This window comes from Streptomyces sp. RK62 (assembly GCF_018070255.1).
GTDB lineage: Bacteria > Actinomycetota > Actinomycetes > Streptomycetales > Streptomycetaceae > Streptomyces > Streptomyces nigra.
On sequence record NZ_JAGPYD010000009.1, the window covers coordinates 287346 to 307822 of the forward strand.

Sequence of the window (20477 nt, forward strand, 5' to 3'; positions counted from 1 at the left end):
GAGGTCAGCGTGCCGTGAGGATGCGCGGGCCGTCGTCGGTGATCGCGACGGTGTGCTCGGCGTGGGCGGCGCGGGACCCGTCGTTCGTGCGCAGGGTCCAGCCGTCGGGGGCCGCGTGATAGCCGTCGTGGCCGCTCGCGGTGACCATCGGCTCGATGGCGAGGACCAGTCCGTGCCGCAGGCGCATGCCCCGGCCCGGCCGGCCCTCGTTCGGCACGCCCGGGTCCTCGTGCATCCGGCGGCCGATGCCGTGCCCGCCGAAGCCGTCCGGGACGCCGTACCCGGCCGAGCGGCAGACCGAGCCGATGGCGTGCGCGATGTCGCCGATGCGGTTGCCGACGACGGCCGCCTCGATGCCGGCCGCCAGCGCCCGCTCCACCGTCTCGATCAGCCGGACGTCGGCCGGGCGCGGGGTGCCCACGATGAAGCTGATGGCCGAGTCGCCCGCCCAGCCGCCCAGCTGGGCGCCGCAGTCGATGGAGACCAGGTCGCCGTCGCGCAGCCGGTAGCCGTCCGGGATGCCGTGCACGATCGCGTCGTTGACCGAGGCGCAGATGACCGCGGGGAAGGGCACGGGGGCGAAGGACGGGCGGTACCCCAGGAAGGGCGAGGTCGCGCCCGCCTCGCGCAGCACCCCGCGGGCCACCTCGTCCAGTTCCAGCAGGGACACGCCCACGTCGGCGGCCTCGCGCACCGCGGTGAGGGCGCGGCCCACCACCTGTCCCGTCACCCGCATCGCTTCGATCGACGTGTCCGTCTTCAGTTCCACCATGCCAATTACTATACCGGTATTTGAATGGGGTCCCGGCCGGGGTGGGTGACGGGGAGCGGTATTAGAATGGGCGCCATGGTGCGCACCCCCCTGACCCCCGAAGAGCGCGAACGCGGCGAACGGCTCGGCCGGCTGCTGCGCGAGGCGCGCGGCGACCGGAGCATGCCGGAGGTCGCGGCGCGCGCCGGCGTCTCGGCCGAGACCCTGCGGAAGATCGAGACGGGACGCGCCCCCACCCCCGCCTTCTTCACCGTGGCCGCGCTGGCGTCCGCCCTCGGGCTCTCCATGGACGAGCTGATCGGCCGGTGCGCGCAGGAGGCCGGCGCCGGCACCGAGGCCGCCGCCTGACGATCGTCACCTTCCGGCAGGGCGAGCGCACTCTGCGTTCCGCCGGAAAACTCCCCGTAGCGCGTTCGTAACACGGCTGGTGTTGCCTGACGGACCGGAGTGTTCCGGTCTGGCGGGGAGTCGGTCGATGTCGGTGGAACAACTCCCGTCTCGGGTACGGGAGTTCGCGAACTACTTGGACGGCCTGCTGGCGCGCCTCGACCAGGGCGGCGGCTGGTGCGGGGTGTTCTGGGAACGCGACCCGGAGGGCATGCGCGCCTGCCTCGACGGCCGCGAGGTGCCGCCCTGGGACGTGGTGGAGTCCCTGCTGAGCGACCTCGCCGCCCGCTACGGCACGGTCGACACGGCCGCCTACACCGAACAGGCCCGCGCACTGCACGCCGCCGCCGTCGCCGCCCACGACGCCCGACCCGGCGGACGCGACGCCCTCGGGGACCGCCTCGACGTCATGCTCCGCGAGCAGCGCTACGCCGCCGACCGCCGGACGGCCCTCGAACACGCCCTCGCCTCCGCGGCCACCCGCGCCGAGGCCGACGTCCTGCGCCTCGACCTCGCCTGGGCCCGCGACGACCACACCCGCGCGAGCGCCCGCTGCGAGGAACTGCGGCTGCGCATGGCGGCCCTGGACCTCCGGGAACCGGAACCGCCGATGTCGGGGCGGGCGGGCGAGGTCCGGCACCCGGACGTCCCCGCCGAGACCCCCGCCCCCAAGCCCCGTAAACGCCGCCGGGGCGGAGCCCGGTTCGCCGGGGCCGTCGAGGAGGACACCGGCCCCGTCGCCGTACCACCCGTCGTGGAGGAGCCGGCGCCCGCGCCGGTCGTCAGCGGGCGGGCGTCACCACGCGGTGCCCGGTTCGCCGGGGTCGCCGACGAGCCGGCCGAGGCGCCGCGACCGGTGACCGCACGGCCGGACGCGGCCGACCGCGAGGAGGTCCTCGCGACGGTCGAGGCGCTGCGGCGGCTGCGCGGCGCCGGGCGCACCGGCGAGGCGCACGCCCTGCTCGTGGAGATCGCGTACTGGCCCGCCGTCCGCTTCCCGCTGCTCGCCGAGGAGATGCGGCACGCCGGGCTCGCCGCGGACTGGGCGACCCTGCTCTGGGAAGCCGCCTCCCTGCCCGCCGAGCGCCTCGTGGCCGCCGCCGACGCGCTGACGGCGGCCGGCCACACCGAGGACGGGGAGCGCATCCTGCGGGAGGGCGTGGTCCGGCCCGCACCGGAGATAGGGCGGGCCGTGACCGGCCTGGCCGGCGAGGGACGGCACCGGGAGGCGCGGGGGCTGCTCGACGCGTACGTCCGCGTCCGCACCCCGGAGGAGGCAGCCCGTAGCGCCGCCGCCGACCCCGGCACACTCGTGCCGCTGCTGCTGGAGGCCGCCCGCCGTGTCTCCGACGAACGGCACTGGGACCTGGTGCACGCCCTCAGGGTCGCCGGTTTCACGGCCTGATCGCGCCGCGGGACACCGCCCGTCACATCCCTCCCACCGGCCCCATCCATCACCCTCAGGAGTGTGAAACGAGATGGAGTCAGCGGGTTAACGACGATGGTCTTGGCAAGGCTGTTCCAGGGGCTTACTTTCGAGCCTCTACAGCCCGCTCTACGGGCGTAGAGGCTCTGACGTCCCGTCGAAGGAGCAGCTCATGGCCAACGTCGTTCGTGCCGCTCTGGTCCAGGCCACCTGGACCGGCGACACCGAGTCCATGGTGGCGAAACACGAGGAGCACGCCCGGGAGGCGGCCCGCCAGGGCGCGAAGATCATCGGCTTCCAGGAGGTCTTCAACGCTCCGTACTTCTGCCAGGTCCAGGAGCCGGAGCACTACGCCTGGGCCGAGCCGGTCCCCGACGGGCCGACCGTACGCCGGATGCGGGCCCTCGCCCGCGAGACCGGCATGGTGATCGTCGTGCCCGTCTTCGAGGTCGAGCAGTCCGGCTTCTACTACAACACCGCGGCCGTGATCGACGCCGACGGCACCTTCCTCGGCAAGTACCGCAAGCACCACATCCCCCAGGTCAAGGGGTTCTGGGAGAAGTACTACTTCAAGCCCGGCAACCTCGGCTGGCCGGTCTTCGACACCGCCGTCGGCAAGGTCGGCGTCTACATCTGCTACGACCGGCACTTCCCGGAGGGCTGGCGCCAACTCGGCCTGAACGGCGCCCAGCTGGTCTACAACCCGTCCGCCACCCACCGCGGCCTCTCCTCCTACCTCTGGCGTCTGGAGCAGCCCGCGGCGGCCGTCGCCAACGAGTACTTCGTCGCCGCGATCAACCGCGTCGGCGTCGAGGAGTACGGCGACAACGACTTCTACGGGACCTCCTACTTCGTCGACCCGCGCGGACAGTTCGTCGGCGAGGTCGCCGGCGACAGGGCCGAGGAACTCCTCGTCCGCGACCTCGACTTCGACGTCATCGAGGAAGTGCGGCAGCAGTGGGCGTTCTACCGCGACCGCCGCCCCGACGCCTACGAAGGGCTGGTGCAGCCGTGACCAAGGACCTGCTGGGACGCCATCACGCCGTCCTGCCCGACTGGCTCGCCCTCTACTACGAGGAGCCGCTGGAGATCACCCACGGCGAGGGCCGCCACGTCTGGGACGCCGACGGCAACCGCTACCTCGACTTCTTCGGCGGCATCCTCACCACGATGACCGCCCACGCCCTGCCCGAGGTCACCAAGGCGATCAGCGAGCAGGCCGGCCGCATCCTGCACTCCTCCACCCTCTACCTCAACCGGCCGATGGTGGAACTCGCCGAGCGCATCGCCGAGTTGAGCGGCATCCCGGACGCCCGCGTCTTCTTCACCACCTCCGGCACCGAGGCCAACGACACCGCCCTGCTGCTCGCCACCACCTACCGGCGCAGCAACACGATCCTGGCGATGCGCAACAGCTACCACGGCCGCTCCTTCAGCGCCGTCGGCATCACCGGCAACCGCGGCTGGTCGCCCACCTCCCTCTCCCCGCTGCAGACGCTGTACGTCCACGGCGGGGTGCGCACCCGCGGCCCGTTCGCGCACCTCGACGACGACGCGTTCATCGCCGCCTGCGTCGCCGACCTCAAGGACGTCCTCGGGCACACCCGGCCGCCCGCCGCGCTGATCGCCGAACCCGTCCAGGGCGTCGGCGGCTTCACCTCCGGACCCGACGGCCTGTACGCCGCCTTCCGCGAGGTGCTCGCCGAGCGCGGCATCCTGTGGATCGCGGACGAGGTGCAGACCGGCTGGGGCCGCACCGGCGACCACTTCTGGGGCTGGCAGGCACACGCCCGCTCCGGCCCGCCCGACATCCTGACCTTCGCCAAGGGCATCGGCAACGGCATGTCCATCGGTGGGGTCGTCGCCCGCGCCGAGGTCATGAACTGCCTGGACGCCAACAGCATCTCCACGTTCGGCGGCACCCAGATCACCATGGCGGCCGGCCTCGCCAACCTGGGGTACCTGCTGGAGCACGACCTCCAGGGCAACGCCCGGCGGGTCGGCGGGCTGCTGCGGGAGCGGCTGCGGTCCGTCGCCGCCCAGGTGCCCCACGTACGGGAGGTGCGCGGGCGCGGTCTGATGCTGGGGATCGAGCTCACCCGGCCCGGCACCGACGAGGCCGACCCGGCGGCCGCGTCCGCCGTGCTGGAGGCGGCCCGCGACGGCGGTCTGCTCATCGGCAAGGGCGGCGGCCACGACACCAGCGCCCTGCGCGTCGCCCCACCGCTGACGCTCACCGTGGCCGAGGCCGAGGAGGGCGCCGCGATCCTGGAGAGTGCCCTGAGGAGCCTGTGACGGGCCCCGTCCGGACCCATGAGCGAGGGAACACGGCCATGACCACCACCCCGGAGCCCTGGGAGACCCTCCAGCCCGCCCTGTCGGTCCGTCAGGTCCTCACCCTGGAACGGGTGCTGGCGGGCGAGCCCGAGGTGGTGGCCGCGGCCGGCCAGCTCGACCGCCCGGTGCGCTGGGTGCACGTAGCCGAGGCCCCGGACGTCGGCGTGATGCTCAGCGGCGGCGAGATGGTACTGACCACCGGGGTGCTGCTCGCCGGGGACGAGGAGAAGCAGGCCGAGTACGTCCGCTCGCTGCACCGGGCGGAGGCCGCGGCCCTCGTCCTGGGCCTCGGCCGGGCCTTCCCCGCCCCGCCCGACGTGATGCGCCGGGCCGCCGAGCGGTGCGGGCTGCCCATGGTCGTCCTGCACCGGCCCTTCCCGTTCGCCGAGCTGACCGAGGAGGTGCAGTCCCGGCTGGTGCGGCGCAAGTTCGCCGCCGTCAGCCTCTCGGAGTCGGTGCGGACCGCGCTGACCGCGCTCATCACCGGCGGCGCCCCGCTGCAGAGCCTGCTCGACGAGATCGCCTCCCACAGCGCCTGCCCCGTCGTCGTCACCAACCTCGCCCACCGCGTCCTCGCCACCGCGGGGGAGCGGTCCGCCGTGGACGACGTGCTGCGCGACTGGGAGCGCATCGCACGCCAGGCCGGAGGCACCGAGGGCGACGGCTGGATCCGCGCCGAACTCGGCGGGCGCGGCGAACGCTGGGGCCGACTCGTGCTGTGCGGATACCGCGGCGACACCGCCACCGGGCGGCTCCTCGCCGACCGCGCCGCCGAGGCCGTCGTCCTGCACCGGATGCTCGGCGGCACCGCCGCGCACAGCTGGGAGGAGCAGTCCGCGCAGAGCCTGCTGACCGACCTGGTCAGCGGGGTCGTACCGGCCCGGCAGCTGCTGCCCCGGGCGCGGGCCGCCGGACTGCCCGTCAACCGGCGGACGTTCGTCCCGCTCGTCGTGCGCGACGCCGAGGCCGCCCGTCTGGAGCGGGTCCTGCGGCTGCTGGGCCTGTCCGGGATCGTCGCCGAACTCGCCGACGGGGCCACCGCCGTACTGCTCAGCCTCGCCCGGGACCAGGACGCCGGGGTGCTCGCGGCCAACTTCGCCGCCCGGGTGCGCTCGGAGTCGGGGGACGCCCGGACCGTCGTGGCCGCCGCCGACGCCCGGACCGTGTGGGACGAGGTGCCCACCGGGCTGCGCGAGGCCCAGCACGTCGCCGACGCCGTCGCCGACTCCTCCGCGGTGCTCGAACTCCCCGCCGTCGTACGGCTGCGGGACGTCCATCTGCGCGGGCTGATCCGGCTGCTCCGGGACGACCCGCAGGTGCAGTCGTTCGCCGAGCGCGAGCTGGACGGGCTGCTGTGCGGCCCCGACGAGGACCTGCTCGCCGTCCTGCGCACCTACCTCGCCACCGGCCGCAACAAGTCCCGTACCGCGCAGCTCCACCATGTCTCGCGGCCCGCCCTGTACCGCCGTCTGGAGGCGATACAGAGCCGGCTCGGAGTCGACCTCGACGACTTCGAGCAGGCCGCCTCGGTGCACATCGCACTCCTCGCGCATGACGCGCAACACGGTTGAAACATGCAATGACCTGCGAAAACGGCGGTGAAACATGGGTCCACGACAGGGTGACACCGTGGCACGCCCCACGCCCGCAGACGTGACACGGTGCCACTCAAAGCCGATCACCGGGCTTCCTACGCTCGCTGCACACCGAGCGACCGGAGGTCCCGATGAGCCCAGTGATCCGCGCCGCCCTCTTCCAGACCGCCTGGACCGGCGACAAGGAGTCGATGATCCAGGTGCACGAACAGGCGGTCCGGGACGCGGCCGCCCAGGGCGCCCAAGTGCTCTGCTTCCAGGAGCTGTTCTACGGCCCGTACTTCTGCCAGGTGCAGGACAAGGCGTTCTACGAGTACGCCGAGCAGGTGCCCGAGGGCCCGATCGTCCGCCGCTTCCAGGACCTCGCCCGCGAGCTGGGCATCGTCCTGATCCTGCCCGTGTACGAGGAGGAGCAGCCCGGCGTCCTCTACAACACGGCCGCCGTGATCGACGCGGACGGCTCGTACCTCGGCAAGTACCGCAAGCACCACATCCCGCAAGTCCCGGGCTTCTGGGAGAAGTTCTACTTCCGCCCGGGCAACCTGGGCTGGCCCGTCTTCGACACGGCCGTCGGCCGGATCGGCGTCTACATCTGCTACGACCGGCACTTCCCGGAGGGCTGGCGGGCGCTGGGGCTGGCCGGCGCCGAGATCGTCTTCAACCCGTCGGCGACCTCGCGCGGACTCTCGCGCTACCTCTGGCAGCTGGAGCAGCCCGCGGCTGCCGTCGCCAACGAGTACTTCGTCGGTGCGATCAACCGGGTCGGCGTCGAGGACCTGGGCGACAACGACTTCTACGGCACCACGTACTTCGTCGACCCCGAGGCCCAGTTCGTGGGCGAGGTGGCGAGCGACAAGGAGACCGAACTCGTCGTGCGGGACCTGGACATGGCGAAGCTGCGCGAGGTCCGCGACCGCTGGCAGTTCTTCCGGGACCGCCGGCCCGACGCCTACGGCCCGATCATGGCGCCGTGACCACCCCAGTGCCGACCACGGGAGGAGAGGGAGAATGAGCAGCCGTACCGTCATCCGCGGTGGTCTCGTCATCACCGCGTCCGACGAGATGCACGCCGACGTCCTGATCGAGGACGGCCGGATCGCCGCCCTCGCCGCGAGCGGCACCCCGGCCGCCGGGGCCTGGACCGCCGAGCGGACCATCGACGCCGCCGGGAAGTACGTCATCCCGGGCGGGGTCGACGTCCACACCCATATGGAGCTGCCGTTCGGCGGCACCTTCGCCTCCGACACCTTCGAGACCGGCACCCGGGCCGCCGCCTGGGGCGGCACCACCACGATCGTCGACTTCGCCGTGCAGAGCGTGGGGCACACCCTGCGCGAGGGCCTCGACGCCTGGCACGCCAAGGCGGAGGGCAACTGCGCGATCGACTACGGCTTCCACATGATCGTCTCCGATGTGAACGAGGAGACGCTCAAGGAGATGGATCTGCTGGTGGAGGAGGGCGTCACGTCCTTCAAGCAGTTCATGGCCTACCCGGGGGTCTTCTACTCCGACGACGGCCAGATCCTGCGCGCCATGCAGCGCTCCGCCGAGAACGGCGGGCTGATCATGATGCACGCCGAGAACGGCATCGCCATCGACGTCCTGGTCGAGCAGGCGCTGGCCCGCGGCGAGACCGACCCGCGCTACCACGGTGAGGTGCGCAAGGCCCTTCTGGAGGCCGAGGCCACCCACCGGGCCATCAAGCTGGCCCAGGTCGCGGGCGCGCCCCTGTACGTCGTGCACGTCTCGGCGACGGAGGCGGTCGCGGAGCTGGCACGGGCGCGCGACGACGGGCTGAACGTCTTCGGGGAGACCTGCCCGCAGTATCTGTTCCTGTCGACCGACAACCTGGCCGAGCCGGACTTCGAGGGCGCGAAGTACGTGTGCTCGACGCCGCTGCGGCCCAAGGAGCACCAGGCGCAGCTGTGGAAGGGCCTGCGGACCAACGACCTCCAGGTCGTGTCCACCGACCACTGCCCGTTCTGCTTCGTCGGCCAGAAGGAGCTGGGGCGCGGGGACTTCTCGAAGATCCCCAACGGCCTCCCGGGCGTCGAGAACCGGATGGACCTGCTGCACCAGGCCGTCGTCGACGGGCACATCTCGCGCCGCCGCTGGATCGAGATCGCCTGCGCCACCCCGGCCCGGATGTTCGGCATGTACCCGAAGAAAGGCACGCTCGCGCCGGGCGCGGACGCCGACGTCGTGATCTACGACCCGCACGCCGAGCAGGTCATGTCCGCCGAGACCCACCACATGAACGTCGACTACTCGGCGTACGAGGGCCGGCGGACCACCGGCCGGGTCGAGACGGTCCTCTCGCGCGGCGAGCCCGTGATCACCGAGCGGGAGTACACCGGCCGCGCCGGGCACGGTGTCTACACGCCCCGCTCCACCTGTCAGTACCTGAACTAGGAGCGGAGCACATGGACTTCGGACTCGTCCTGCAGACGGACCCGCCGGCCTCACGGGTCGTCGAGCTGATGAAGCGCGCCGAGGACAACGGGTTCACCCACGGCTGGACCTTCGACTCGGCCGTGCTGTGGCAGGAGCCGTTCGTCATCTACAGCCAGATCCTCGCGCAGACACGGCAGTTGAAGGTCGGCCCGATGGTCACCAACCCGGGCACCCGCACCTGGGAGGTGACCGCCTCCACCTTCGCCACCCTGAACGACATGTTCGGCAACCGCACGGTGTGCGGGATCGGGCGCGGCGACTCGGCGATGCGCGTGGCCGGGCGCAAGCCCAACACCCTGGCCCGGATCAGCGACGCGATGAAGGTCATCCGGGCGCTCGGCAGCGGCCGGGAGGCCGACCTCGGCGGCGGCACGGCCGTCCGGTTCCCGTGGATCAAGGCCGGCGCCGAACTCCCGGTGTGGATGGCGGCGTACGGCCCGAAGGCGCTGAAGATGACCGGAGAGGAGGCCGACGGGTTCATCCTGCAGCTGGCCGACCTCTATCTGACCGAGTACATGGTCAAGGCCGTCAAGGACGCGGCGGCCGCCGCGGGCCGCGACCCGGCCGAGGTGACGATCTGCGTCGCCGCCCCCGCCTATGTCACCGAGGACGACTCGCCGGAGGCCCTCGCCCACGCCCGTGAGCAGTGCCGCTGGTTCGGCGGGATGGTCGGCAATCATGTGGCCGACCTGGTCGCCAAGTACGGCGAGCACTCCTCGGCCGTACCGGAGGAGCTGACCGACTACATCAAGGCCCGGCAGGGGTACGACTACTCCCACCACGGGCGGGCCGACAACCCCGACACCGCCTTCGTCCCCGACGAGATCGTCGACCGGTTCTGCCTGATCGGACCGGTCGAGCGGCACATCGAGAAGCTGAACGCGCTGCGTGAGCTCGGCGTCGACCAGTTCGCCGTCTACGACATGCACGACGCGCAGGAAGCCGTGATCGACGCGTACGGCTCGTCGGTCATCCCCGCCGTCAACTCCTAGCCCGCACAGGCGCGTTCGCAGTACGGCTGCACCCGACCCCCCACCCCTCGTCACCCTCCCCCCTCGTTGCAGGGGGGGGAGGGTCCTGGGGCCCGCACGGCCTCTCCCGTCCCGCCCGATTGATTGGCCTGCCCATGACAGACACAGTCCCCACGGGGTCGTCCATACCGCAGACCGCCCTCCCCGGCGGCCGCGTCGAACTCGCCCCCGAGGCCTTCCCCTCCGAAAGCCCCTTCGCCAACGAGGACCTCCGCCCCGTCCCGGTCGCCGAGCGCAAGTGGACGACGTACAACTTCGCGGCGCTGTGGATCTCCATGGCGCACTGCATCCCCAGCTGGACCCTGGCCTCCGGTCTGGTCGCCCTCGGCATGGACTGGAAGCAGGCCGTCTTCACCATCGCGCTCGCCAACGTCATCGTGCTGCTGCCGATGCTGGCCACCGGGCACGCGGGACCGAAGTACGGCATCCCGTTCCCCGTCCTCGCGCGCGCCTCCTTCGGGCTGCGCGGCGCCAACATCCCGGCGATGATCCGGGCCGCCGTGGCCTGCGGCTGGTTCGGCATCCAGACCTGGATCGGCGGCAGCGGTATCTTCGCCCTCGGCTCCAAACTCACCGGCGGGCACTGGGAGAACGCCGGGAAGATCGCCGGCAACCCCTGGCCGCTGTGGCTGTGCTTCCTGCTGTTCTGGGCCGTGCAGATCGCGATCATCTACCGCGGTATGGACTTCCTGCGGCACTTCGAGAACTGGGCCGCGCCCTTCGTCATCGTCGGCGCTTTCGTGCTGCTGATCTGGATCGCCGTCAAGGCGGACGGTTTCGGCGCGCTGCTCGACCAGCCGTCCAAGCTCGGCTGGGGCGCCGACTTCTGGCCCGTCTTCTTCCCGTCCCTGATGGGCATGATCGGCTTCTGGGCCACGCTGTCCCTGAACATCCCCGACTTCACGCGCTTCGGCTCCAGCCAGCGCGCCCAGACCTGGGGGCAATCACTTGGATTGCCCACCACCATGACCCTGTTCGCCATCCTCGCCGTCCTGGTCACCTCCGGCTCCGAGGCGGTCTACGGCGAGGCGATCTGGGACCCGGTCGCGCTCGCGGCCAAGACCGACAGCGCCTTCGGCCTGCTGTTCGCACTGGTCGTCGTCCTGATCGCCACCGTCTCCGTGAACATCGCGGCCAACGTGGTCTCCCCGGCGTACGACCTGGCGAACCTGGCGCCCAAGCTCATCAACTTCCGTACGGGCGCGCTGATCACGGGTGTCGTCGGCATCCTGATCTTCCCGTGGAAGCTGATCTCCACGCCCGAGTTCTACATCTTCACCTGGCTCGGCGTGGTCGGCGGTCTGCTCGGCACCGTCGCGGGCATCCTCATCGCCGACTACTGGATCGTCCGGCGGACGGTCCTGCACCTCGCCGACCTGTACACCCCCGGCGGACGCTACTGGTACACGTCCGGCTGGAACTGGCGGGCCATCGCCGCCTTCCTGGTCGGCGGCGTCCTCGCGGTCGGCGGCTCGTACTCCGGAGTGGGTGCCGACGGCAGCCGGAACGGGCCGTTCCCGGCCGACGGGCTGATCCCGTTCCTCAAGCCGCTCGCCGACTACGGCTGGGCGGTGGGCCTGGCCACGTCGCTCGTGCTGTACGTGGTGCTGATGGGCGGCCGCAAGGAGCCCGCCGAGTCCTGACGAGTGCCGCGCTGGAGGACGGTCAGCCCTTGGCGCCGTCCTCCAGCGCGGCCACGGCCTCCCGGGCGGCCTTGATGGCGCCCTTGTTGATCTCGTCGGTGGCCGGCGCCTTCTTCGACTCGAAGTCGCTGCCGCTGTAGGTGACCGAGACCAGCGCGTTGGACGTGCGGACGATCACCACGCCCTCGCGGGTCTGCTGCTTGTCCTCGGTGGTGAGGTTCACGACGGAGTAGCCGGCGTCCCCGATGCCGGGCACCTCACCGCCGCCGCTGCGGTCCGCGAGCCGCCCCTTGTAGGACTCCGCCGCGGCCTCCTCCGACTCCGTGATCTCGAAGGACACGTCCAGCCAGCGGTACTCGTACCCCTTGAGCGCGTTCCACGAGCAGGTGCGGCGCAGCGTCTTGTCGGTCGACGGTATCTCCTTGCCGGCCGCCTTGGCCCCCGGCACCAGACCCTTGACCGACTTCTCGGACAGGCTGCCGCACGGCGACGGGGCGGCGGTGTACGTCTTGGACGCGGCGGCCGTCGCGGGCGCGTCCGGCGCCTCCTCCTCGGTCCGCTGCGCCGCCGTACGGTCCTCGGGGGCCGGCGTCGCGTCGGGTCCGGACGACAGCGCCCAGCCCGCCGTGGCGAGCACGACGACGGGCGACAGGCGCGCGGTGAGGGCGAGCGGCAAGGGCAGTGATCGCACGGGTCGCTTTTCGTGGGGGACGGTGCGGAGCGGGTCCGCACAGCGGACGGGACGCCAGTGTCACACGACTCTCCGTGAGGCGGAAGGGTCAACTCGCTCCGTGCCGACGCCATTACGGAAGGAGCCCGAACCCGGGGTGTCCTGGGCGCGTTACGGCGCCTCCAGGGTGATTCGCGTGGAAAGGGAGCTTTCGATGCGGTCCACGGCGACGAAGGCCCCGTAGGCGACCAGATGCACCAGACAGTGGTCGGTGTGCTCCCGGGTACGCCACGCAGCGACGTCCTCCTCGGTGATCCGGTACGGCGCCAGGGCGACCAGCAGCGCGAGCCGCGCCCCGGGGTGCTCGCGCCGGTCCGGGAAGCCGTCCCCGGTGAGCGGCGGATGCGAGCCGTCCCAGTCCTGCAGGGCCGCCTCCACCACCTCGTGCTCGTCGGTGCCGAGCAGGGCCGCACCCCGCATGGCGGCCCGCAGCAGCGCCGCGTACGCGACGCCGACCGGGGTGCCGCCCGCCCATGCGGGGGACTCGCCCGCGTCGACCGGGTCGAGCAGCATGAGGGACGCGCCCGGCCGGGCCGTGCGGCGGACGGTCCGCGTGAGGCTGCGGCCCACCACGCTGCGCACCGCCCGGAAGCGCTGGGCGCCGCCCGGCAGGAGGTTCTCGGTGAGCAGGGCGGAGGCGATCCGGTTGATGAAGTGGAAGCTGAGCGCCGTCCCCAGGTACCCGGGAAGGTCCTCGCGCGGGAAGGGGTACGGCTCCAGCGGGGCGCCCGGCTCCCGTGTGCGCCGCCCCCACTCCACCAGACGGGCGTGCGTCTCGTCCGCGGGCGTCTCCCCGCGTGCCAGCCGCTCGGCGAGCGCGTGGTCGCCGGTGGCGTGCAGCAGGACCGTGTGCGCGTCGACGCAGAACGGGCACCGGTTGGCGAGCGACACCCCGAGCGCCACCAACTCCTTGCCGGTACGGCCGCCCGGGCCGGCGATCAGCGACTCGCGCATCAACGCCCAGGCGGACGCGAGCAGTTCGGGGGCGGAGGACAGGACCACGAAGGTCGACGGGTCGGCGATGCCGAAGTCATGGCGGATCTGTGCGTAGGCCTCCGCGACGGTGCCGGTGGCGGACCGGGGAGGCAGGGGCTCGGTGTGCCGGAAGACGGTGGTCATGGGGAAGAGCGTGCGCCGCGGGGGGCGTGCCCGGCGTCGTACCGGTGGACGCACTCCGGGCTGCTCCGGCCGGGCGGACCCGGGCGCGGCACTACTGCCACGGAAGTAGTCCCCGAGCCGTCCACAGGGCTGACGACGGTGTCGGCGGCGCGGTCTAGGGTGCGGGGCATGGACGGGGAACGCCTCACACGCGAGCGGCTCGCCGATGCGGCCGGCGCGGTCGTGGCCGGCGCGATCACCGTGCTCGCCGCCGTCGCCGACGACCGGGCGGGGCCGCTGGACCTGCTGCTGATCGTGGTTGGTTCACTCGCCATCGCCGCGCACCGCTCCGCCCCGCGCGCGATGCTCGCCGTGACCACCGGCTGCCTGCTCGCAGCCGTCGTGCTCGCCGGGGCCGCCGCCACCCTCGCCCTGCCCGTCGTCGGTGCCGTGCACACGGCGTCGCGGGCCGGGTACCGGGGCACGGCCGCGGTGGCCGCCGCCGGCTTCCTCGGCACCTACGCGGCCGTGGGCGCCGGCGGCTCCACGCCCGTCCGCGAGACCCTGCTGCTCGCCGGCTGGTTCGTGTGCGCGCTCGTCACGGGCCTCGCCGACCGCAACTGGCAGGCGTATCTGCGCCAGACCGAGCAGCGCGCCCTGGAGGCCGAGCGCACCCGGGAGGAGGCCGCGTTGCGCCGTGCCGGTGAGGAACGCCTGCGCATCGCACGGGAGTTGCACGACTCCCTCACGCACAGCATCTCCATCGTCAAGCTCCAGGCGGGCGTCGCCGTGCACCTGGCGCGCAAACGCGGCGAGGACGTGCCGCCCGCCCTGCTCGCCATCCAGGAGGCGAGCGGCGAGGCCATGCGCGAACTGCGGGCCACGCTGCAGGTGCTGCGCACCGATGAGCCGGCCGGCACTCCCGCGCTGCTCGTCGAGCGGGCCCGGGCCGCCGGGCTCGCCGTCGAGCTGACGGTGACCGGTGAGGAGCGGCCCCTGCCGGCGCCGGTCGACCGGGCGGCGTACCGCATCGTCCAGGAGGCCCTGACCAACGTGGCACGGCACGCCGGTCCCGCGAAGGTCGACGTCCATCTCGACCATGGGGACGGGCAGTTGACGGTCCGTGTGGAGGACGACGGCGCCGCCGACCCGTCGTGTCCGCCCGCCCCCGGGACCGGGCTGACCGGGATGCGCGAGCGCGTCACTGCCCTCGGGGGCACGCTGGAAGCGGCCCCGCGCGCGGAGGGCGGGTTCGCGGTGCGGGCGCGGCTGCCGCTGGGGGAGAGGCGATGACCCACGACGCGATGACCCACGACGCGAGGACCCACGACGCGAGGACCGACGGTGTGATCCGGGTGGCGCTCGTCGACGACCAGGCGCTGATGCGGGCCGGTTTCCGGGCCCTGCTGGACGCCGAGGACGGCATCGAGGTCGTCGGCGAGGCCGCGGACGGCGCACAGGGACTGGAACTGGTCCGCGCCGAGGTGCCCGACATCGCGCTCATCGATGTGCAGATGCCGGTGATGACGGGCATCGAGGCCACCCGCCGGATCGCCGAGGACCCCGCGCTGGCCGCCGTCCGGGTCGTCATCCTCACCAACTACGGCCATGACGCGTACGTCTTCGACGCGCTGCGCGCCGGGGCCAGCGGCTTCCTGCTGAAGGACACCGAACCGGCCGACCTGCTCCAGGCGATCGACGTCGTGGCGCGCGGCGAGGCGCTGCTGTCGCCGTCGGTGACGCGCACGCTCATCGGCGAGTTCGTGTCCCGGCCGCCGGACCGCGCCACCCCACCGGGGCTGGAGTCGCTGACCCGCCGTGAGCGCGAGGTGACGGCGCTGGCGGCACGCGGACTGACCAACGAGGAGATCGCCGCGCACATGGTGATCAGCCCGTACACCGCGAAGACCCACATCAGCCGGGCCATGACCAAGCTGGCCGCGCGCGACCGCGCCCAACTCGTCGTGTTCGCCTACGAGTCGGGGCTCGTCGCGGCACGCGGCGCCTCTTGAGGCTCCGTGCCGCCCTCGAAGGCCGCCAGAATGCGTTCCGCCGCCAGCGTCGCCGTCAACTCGCCCTCCCTGACCTGCTGTTCCAGCGTCGGCGCGAGGGAGCGGACCGCCGGGGCCGCGTGCAGGCGGCCCAGAAGTTCGTCGCGGACCATGGTCCACGTCCAGTCGACCTGCTGGTCACGCCGCTTGGCGGCGAGCCGGCCCGTGGAGTCCAGCAGCGCCCGGTGCTGCTCCAGCCGGTCCCAGACGGTGTCCAGACCGATCGACTCACGACCGCTGCAGTGGAGCACGGGCGGCGTCCACACGGCGTCCTTGCCGTGCATCAGGCGCAGGGCGCCCGCCAGTTCGCGCGCCGCCGCCTTCGCGTCCCGCTCGTGGGGGCCGTCCGCCTTGTTGACGGCGAGGACGTCGGCCAGCTCCAGCACGCCCTTCTTGATGCCCTGGAGCTGGTCGCCGGTGCGGGCCAGCGTCAGCAACAGGAAGGAGTCGACCATGTTGGCCACGGCCGTCTCCGACTGGCCCACGCCGACCGTCTCCACCAGCACCACGTCGTAGCCCGCGGCCTCCATCACCACGATGGACTCCCGGGTGGCCTTGGCGACCCCGCCCAGCGTCCCGGCCGTGGGGGAGGGGCGGATGAAGGCGGCCGGGTCGACCGCGAGCCGCTCCATCCGCGTCTTGTCGCCCAGGATCGACCCGCCCGTACGGCTGGACGACGGGTCGACCGCCAGCACGGCCACCCGGTGCCCGAGGCCCGTCAGCATCGTCCCGAACGCGTCGATGAACGTGGACTTGCCGACGCCCGGCACCCCGCTGACCCCGATCCGCCGCGCCCGCCCGCTGTGCGGCAGCAGCTCGGTCAGCAGCCGCTGGGCCAGCACCCGGTGCTGCGGCCGGGTGGACTCGACGAGGGTGATGGCGCGCGCGACGATCGCCCGCTTCCCGTCGAGCACGCCCTTCACATACGCGTCGACATCGATCACAGCTCGTGCCCGAGTCCGTCCGCCAGCCGCCGCACCAGGTCGTACGCCGCGTCCGGGATGACCGTGCCGGGCGGGAAGACCGCCGCCGCGCCCATCTCCAGGAGCGTCGCCACGTCCTGCGGCGGGATGACCCCGCCGACCACGATCATGATGTCCTCGCGGCCCTCCTCGGCCAGCGCCTCCTTCAGCGCCGGTACGAGGGTGAGGTGCCCCGCCGCCAGCGACGACACCCCGACGATGTGCACGTCGGCCTCGACGGCCTGCCGGGCCACCTCGGCGGGCGTCTGGAACAGCGGGCCGACGTCGACGTCGAAACCGAGGTCGGCGAACGCGGTCGCGATGACCTTCTGGCCGCGGTCGTGGCCGTCCTGGCCCATCTTGGCGACCAGGATGCGCGGGCGGCGGCCCTCGGCCTCCTCGAAGTCGGACACGAGGGTGCGGGTGCGGTCCACGGCGGGCGACTCCCCGGCTTCGTTGCGGTACACGCCCGTGATCGTACGGATCTGGCTCGCGTGCCGCCCGTACACCTTCTCCAGGGCGTCGGAGATCTCACCGACGGTGGCCTTCGCGCGGGCGGCGTTCACCGCCAGCTCCAGCAGGTTGCCCTCGCCGCCGGCCGCCCGGGTCAGCGCGTCCAGCGCGTCCCGGCACGCCGTCTCGTCGCGCTCCTCGCGCAGCCGCCGCAGCTTGGCGATCTGCTGGGCGCGCACGGAGGAGTTGTCGACCTTCAGCACGTCGATCTGCTCGTCGCTGTCGACGCGGTACTTGTTGACGCCGATGACCGGCTGGCGTCCGGAGTCGATCCGCGCCTGGGTGCGGGCCGCGGCCTCCTCGATACGCAGCTTCGGGATGCCGGCGTCGATCGCCTTGGCCATGCCGCCCGCCGCCTCGACCTCCTGGATGTGCTGCCAGGCGCGGCGCGCGAGGTCGTACGTCAGCTTCTCCACGTACGCGCTGCCGCCCCACGGGTCGATGACCCGGGTGGTGCCCGACTCCTGCTGGAGCAGCAGCTGGGTGTTGCGGGCGATGCGTGCCGAGAAGTCGGTCGGCAGGGCCAGCGCCTCGTCGAGCGCGTTGGTGTGCAGCGACTGCGTGTGCCCCTGCGTCGCCGCCATCGCCTCGACACAGGTGCGCGTGACGTTGTTGAACACGTCCTGCGCGGTCAGGGACCAGCCCGACGTCTGAGAATGGGTGCGCAGCGACAGCGACTTGGAGTTCTTCGGGTCGAACTGCTTCACCAGCCTCGCCCACAGCAGGCGCGCCGCGCGCAGCTTGGCGACCTCCATGAAGAAGTTCATGCCGATCGCCCAGAAGAACGACAGCCGGGGCGCGAACGCGTCGACGTCCAGGCCGGCTTCACGGCCCGCGCGGATGTACTCCACACCGTCCGCGAGCGTGTACGCCAGCTCCAGATCGGCCGTCGCCCCGGCCTCCTGGATGTGGTAGCCGGAGATGGAGATCGAGTTGTAGCGGGGCATCCGCTGCGAGGTGAAGGCGAAGATGTCGGAGATGATCCGCATCGACGGCTTCGGCGGATAGATGTAGGTGTTGCGGACCATGAACTCCTTCAGAATGTCGTTCTGAATGGTCCCGGCCAGCTTCTCGGGCGGTACGCCCTGCTCCTCGGCGGCGACGATGTAGAGCGCGAGGACCGGCAGCACCGCGCCGTTCATCGTCATCGACACGGTCATCTTGTCCAGCGGGATGCCGTCGAACAGCTGCCGCATGTCGTAGATCGAGTCGATGGCCACGCCCGCCATGCCGACGTCACCCGTCACCCGCGGGTGGTCGCTGTCGTAGCCGCGGTGCGTGGGCAGGTCGAAGGCGACCGACAGGCCCTTCTGACCGGCCGCCAGATTGCGCCGGTAGAACGCGTTGGACTCCTCGGCCGTGGAGAAGCCCGCGTACTGGCGGATCGTCCACGGCTGGTTGACGTACATCGTCGGGTACGGGCCGCGCAGATACGGCGCCATGCCCGGGTAGGTGCCCAGGAAGTCCAGGCCCTCCAGGTCACGCCCGGTGTACAGCGGCTTGACCGCGATGCCCTCGGGCGTCTCCCACAGCGGCTCGTCGCCGCCGGTGGCCTGCTTGACGGCCGTACGCCACTCGTCGGAGCCGCCCGCCGCGGCCGGGGTCCCCAGTTCGATCCCGGTGAAGTCGGGGATTCCCATCAGGACACTCCCATGCGGTCGAGGGTGGCGGACAGGACGGCGACGGCGTCACAGCCCGCGAAGACATGGCCGTCGACGCCGGGGTGGTCCCCGGGCCGCCCGGCAAGGAACACATGCGCGGCACCGGCCGCCTTCAGCCGCCCGGCGACCTCGGCCGCCTGCTCCTCGTACACGGCGTCGCTGGAGCACAGGCACGCCTCGGTGGCACCGCTCTCCTCGAAGGTGCCCTCGGTGACCGGCTCGATGCCGCCGGCCTGGAAGAGGTTGGAGGCGAAGGTCAGACGCGCGGTGTGGGCGGCTGCCGGGCCGAGTGCGGCCAGGTAGATCCGGGGGCGGGTGCCGGTCGCGGCCAGATGCGCGTCGGAGCGGGCGCGCAGCGCCTCGTACGCCTCGTCGCGCCGCACGCGCGGCAGACCGCCGGACGGCGGCTCGGGCGCGGGCTCACGCACCACGGGCTGCTCGCCGAGGTGCGGGAACTCGCTGACCCCGGTGACCGGTTCACGCCGCTTCGCCAGCTTGCCGGTGCGGGCCTCCCAGGTGGCGGCGAGGTCGTCGCGCAGCTGTCCCGAGCGCAGCGCGGCGGCCTGCCCGCCCGCCCGCTCGATCCGCTGGAAGAACTCCCAGCCCGCGTGCGCCAGTTCGTCGGTGAGCCGCTCCACGTACCAGGAGCCGCCCGCCGGGTCGATGACCCGCGCGAGGTGGGACTCCTCGATGAGGATGGTCGAGGTGTTGCGGGCGATGCGCCGCGCGAACGCGTCGGGCAGGCCCAGCGCGTGGTCGAAGGGCAGCACCGTCACCGAGTCGGCGCCGCCGACACCGGCCGCGAGCGTGGCGACCGTGGTGCGCAGCATGTTCACCCACGGGTCGCGGCGGGTCATCATCACCGGCGAGGTCACGGCATGCTGGACCTGGGCGCTCGGCGCCCCGGACACCTCGGTCACCCGGGCCCACAGACGGCGGGCCGCCCGCAGCTTGGCGATGGTCAGGAACTGGTCGGCGGTGGCCGCGTAACGGAACTCCAGCTGCCCGGCGGCCTCTTCGACCGTCAGCCCGGCCTCGGTCAGCTCCCGCAGATACGCCACACCGGTGGCCAGCGCGGCGCCGAGCTCCTGCGCGGCCGAGCCGCCGGCCTCGTGGTACGGCAGCGCGTCCACGGTCAGGGCCCTGAGCCCGGGGTACTCCTCGGCGCACCGCCTGGCCGGCGCGGCGGCCGGCGCGAACGGCAGGGGCGTACCCGTGCGGGCCTCGTGGCCGAGCGGGTCGAAGCCGAGGTTGCCGCGTGCCGCGTCCTTGGCGACGTCGCGCTCCTCGTACAGGGCGAGCAGCGCCAGTGCGGCGGCCTCCGACTCGGCGCCCGCGTCCAGGACGACCGGGGCGAGGTCGAGGTAGACGCCGTCGAGGGCGCTGCGGAGGGAGGACACCGGGATACCGGCCTCGCCGAGGACCAGCCAGAGCGAGGTGACGCCGTTCTCCAGGTCCGCCAGCACCACGCCGTCCGCGGCCGTGGTGTGCCGCTGCCGTACGTCCCAGCCGCCGGCGGTGTTGCCCTCGGGGCGACCACCCCGCACATAGGGGGCGAAGCCGGGCAGGCCGGGGTCGGGCGCGGCGTCACGCGCGGTGTACAGCGGGCGGGAGCGCATCCCGTCCTCGAGTGGGGTGGACAGGGCGTCCTCGGCAGCCGTCCCCGACACGTCCTTGCCCGCCTTGCGCAGCACACCTTCCACCAGGTGTCGCCACTGCTCATGGGTTGCGTCAGGGAACTCGGCGGCCAGCGAGAGCCCGTCGTCAGGCAGGACCGTCATGCTCGGATGCTAGGTCAGATGGTCAAAGGAGCAGCA

Annotated in this window: 17 protein-coding genes; 11 read left to right on the forward strand and 6 right to left on the reverse strand. The window is 72.4% G+C overall.

All coding sequences use genetic code 11. The features are described 5' to 3' along the window. Positions 1–4: 4 nt before the first annotated feature. Positions 5–772 carry a type I methionyl aminopeptidase gene (map, locus tag KBY32_RS19490; protein ID WP_055619398.1) on the reverse strand — a complete coding sequence of 256 codons (768 nt, stop codon included), beginning with the start codon at positions 770–772 and terminating at the stop codon, positions 5–7. Between the two features lie 75 nt (positions 773–847). Between map and KBY32_RS19495 the strand changes: the two genes are divergently transcribed. From KBY32_RS19495 to KBY32_RS19535, 9 genes are all read left to right on the forward strand, one after another. Continuing rightward, a complete protein-coding gene (locus KBY32_RS19495) occupies positions 848–1120 on the forward strand; it encodes a helix-turn-helix domain-containing protein (RefSeq protein WP_210980958.1) in 273 nt (90 codons plus the stop codon). A 127-nt stretch (positions 1121–1247) separates the two neighbouring features. After that, positions 1248–2564 (forward strand): hypothetical protein, encoded by a 1317-nt coding sequence (locus tag KBY32_RS19500; RefSeq protein ID WP_210980959.1) that lies wholly within the window; start codon positions 1248–1250, stop codon positions 2562–2564. 193 nt (positions 2565–2757) lie between these two features. Beyond that, positions 2758–3600 (forward strand): nitrilase-related carbon-nitrogen hydrolase, encoded by an 843-nt coding sequence (locus KBY32_RS19505; protein WP_210980960.1) that lies wholly within the window; start codon positions 2758–2760, stop codon positions 3598–3600. Beyond that, positions 3597–4880, forward strand: a complete 1284-nt coding sequence (locus KBY32_RS19510; RefSeq protein WP_210980961.1) for an aspartate aminotransferase family protein — start codon at positions 3597–3599, stop codon at positions 4878–4880. The genes KBY32_RS19505 and KBY32_RS19510 overlap by 4 nt, the downstream gene beginning before the upstream one ends. A gap of 38 nt (positions 4881–4918) precedes the next feature. Beyond that, positions 4919–6493, forward strand: a complete 1575-nt coding sequence (locus tag KBY32_RS19515; protein WP_210980962.1) for a PucR family transcriptional regulator — start codon at positions 4919–4921, stop codon at positions 6491–6493. A gap of 155 nt (positions 6494–6648) precedes the next feature. Further along, positions 6649–7491, forward strand: coding sequence for a nitrilase-related carbon-nitrogen hydrolase (locus KBY32_RS19520; protein WP_210980963.1), 843 nt, complete (start codon positions 6649–6651; stop codon positions 7489–7491). Between the two features lie 34 nt (positions 7492–7525). Further along, a complete protein-coding gene (gene hydA, locus KBY32_RS19525; RefSeq protein WP_210980964.1) occupies positions 7526–8929 on the forward strand; it encodes a dihydropyrimidinase in 1404 nt (467 codons plus the stop codon). Positions 8930–8940: 11 nt separating this feature from the next. Next, complete coding sequence (locus KBY32_RS19530) at positions 8941–9963, forward strand: TIGR03842 family LLM class F420-dependent oxidoreductase (protein WP_210980965.1); 1023 nt, start codon at positions 8941–8943, stop codon at positions 9961–9963. 134 nt (positions 9964–10097) lie between these two features. Beyond that, positions 10098–11645, forward strand: a complete 1548-nt coding sequence (locus KBY32_RS19535; RefSeq protein WP_210980966.1) for an NCS1 family nucleobase:cation symporter-1 — start codon at positions 10098–10100, stop codon at positions 11643–11645. A gap of 22 nt (positions 11646–11667) precedes the next feature. Here the strand turns inward: KBY32_RS19535 and KBY32_RS19540 are convergent, their stop codons facing one another. Continuing rightward, positions 11668–12336, reverse strand: a complete 669-nt coding sequence (locus KBY32_RS19540) for a hypothetical protein (protein WP_055619390.1) — start codon at positions 12334–12336, stop codon at positions 11668–11670. Between the two features lie 150 nt (positions 12337–12486). Then, positions 12487–13494 carry a carboxymuconolactone decarboxylase family protein gene (locus KBY32_RS19545; protein WP_210980967.1) on the reverse strand — a complete coding sequence of 336 codons (1008 nt, stop codon included), beginning with the start codon at positions 13492–13494 and terminating at the stop codon, positions 12487–12489. Between the two features lie 168 nt (positions 13495–13662). Between KBY32_RS19545 and KBY32_RS19550 the strand changes: the two genes are divergently transcribed. Further along, positions 13663–14766 carry a sensor histidine kinase gene (locus tag KBY32_RS19550; RefSeq protein WP_210980968.1) on the forward strand — a complete coding sequence of 368 codons (1104 nt, stop codon included), beginning with the start codon at positions 13663–13665 and terminating at the stop codon, positions 14764–14766. Further along, the gene (locus tag KBY32_RS19555) at positions 14763–15485 is read left to right on the forward strand and encodes a response regulator transcription factor (protein WP_247689678.1); all 723 of its coding nucleotides are present in this window, start codon (positions 14763–14765) and stop codon (positions 15483–15485) included. The genes KBY32_RS19550 and KBY32_RS19555 overlap by 4 nt, the downstream gene beginning before the upstream one ends. On the opposite strand, the gene meaB is transcribed toward KBY32_RS19555, so the two are convergent. Genes meaB through KBY32_RS19570 form a run of 3 tightly spaced genes read right to left on the reverse strand, consistent with a single transcriptional unit; the run spans position 15446 to position 20441 of the window. Then, positions 15446–16468 (reverse strand): methylmalonyl Co-A mutase-associated GTPase MeaB, encoded by a 1023-nt coding sequence (gene meaB, locus KBY32_RS19560; RefSeq protein ID WP_210980969.1) that lies wholly within the window; start codon positions 16466–16468, stop codon positions 15446–15448. The two genes, KBY32_RS19555 and meaB, sit on opposite strands and share 40 nt — an antisense overlap. Beyond that, positions 16465–18639, reverse strand: a complete 2175-nt coding sequence (gene scpA / locus KBY32_RS19565; RefSeq protein ID WP_055619386.1) for a methylmalonyl-CoA mutase — start codon at positions 18637–18639, stop codon at positions 16465–16467. The genes meaB and scpA overlap by 4 nt, the downstream gene beginning before the upstream one ends. Further along, the gene (locus KBY32_RS19570; protein ID WP_210980970.1) at positions 18639–20441 is read right to left on the reverse strand and encodes a methylmalonyl-CoA mutase family protein; all 1803 of its coding nucleotides are present in this window, start codon (positions 20439–20441) and stop codon (positions 18639–18641) included. Before KBY32_RS19570 ends, scpA begins: the two co-directional genes overlap by 1 nt. Between the last annotated feature and the right edge of the window lie 36 nt (positions 20442–20477).

Bases quoted from the DNA above. Each gene is read 5' to 3' on its own strand.
- map (WP_055619398.1), bottom strand. From the start codon at position 772: ATGGTGGAACTGAAGACGGACACGTCGATCGAAGCGATGCGGGTGACG.
- KBY32_RS19495 (WP_210980958.1), top strand. From the start codon at position 848: ATGGTGCGCACCCCCCTGACCCCCGAAGAGCGCGAACGCGGCGAACGG.
- KBY32_RS19500 (WP_210980959.1), top strand. From the start codon at position 1,248: ATGTCGGTGGAACAACTCCCGTCTCGGGTACGGGAGTTCGCGAACTAC.
- KBY32_RS19505 (WP_210980960.1), top strand. From the start codon at position 2,758: ATGGCCAACGTCGTTCGTGCCGCTCTGGTCCAGGCCACCTGGACCGGC.
- KBY32_RS19515 (WP_210980962.1), top strand. From the start codon at position 4,919: ATGACCACCACCCCGGAGCCCTGGGAGACCCTCCAGCCCGCCCTGTCG.
- KBY32_RS19520 (WP_210980963.1), top strand. From the start codon at position 6,649: ATGAGCCCAGTGATCCGCGCCGCCCTCTTCCAGACCGCCTGGACCGGC.
- hydA (WP_210980964.1), top strand. From the start codon at position 7,526: ATGAGCAGCCGTACCGTCATCCGCGGTGGTCTCGTCATCACCGCGTCC.
- KBY32_RS19530 (WP_210980965.1), top strand. From the start codon at position 8,941: ATGGACTTCGGACTCGTCCTGCAGACGGACCCGCCGGCCTCACGGGTC.
- KBY32_RS19535 (WP_210980966.1), top strand. From the start codon at position 10,098: ATGACAGACACAGTCCCCACGGGGTCGTCCATACCGCAGACCGCCCTC.
- KBY32_RS19545 (WP_210980967.1), bottom strand. From the start codon at position 13,494: ATGACCACCGTCTTCCGGCACACCGAGCCCCTGCCTCCCCGGTCCGCC.
- KBY32_RS19550 (WP_210980968.1), top strand. From the start codon at position 13,663: ATGGACGGGGAACGCCTCACACGCGAGCGGCTCGCCGATGCGGCCGGC.
- KBY32_RS19555 (WP_247689678.1), top strand. From the start codon at position 14,763: ATGACCCACGACGCGATGACCCACGACGCGAGGACCCACGACGCGAGG.
- scpA (WP_055619386.1), bottom strand. From the start codon at position 18,639: ATGGGAATCCCCGACTTCACCGGGATCGAACTGGGGACCCCGGCCGCG.
- KBY32_RS19570 (WP_210980970.1), bottom strand. From the start codon at position 20,441: ATGACGGTCCTGCCTGACGACGGGCTCTCGCTGGCCGCCGAGTTCCCT.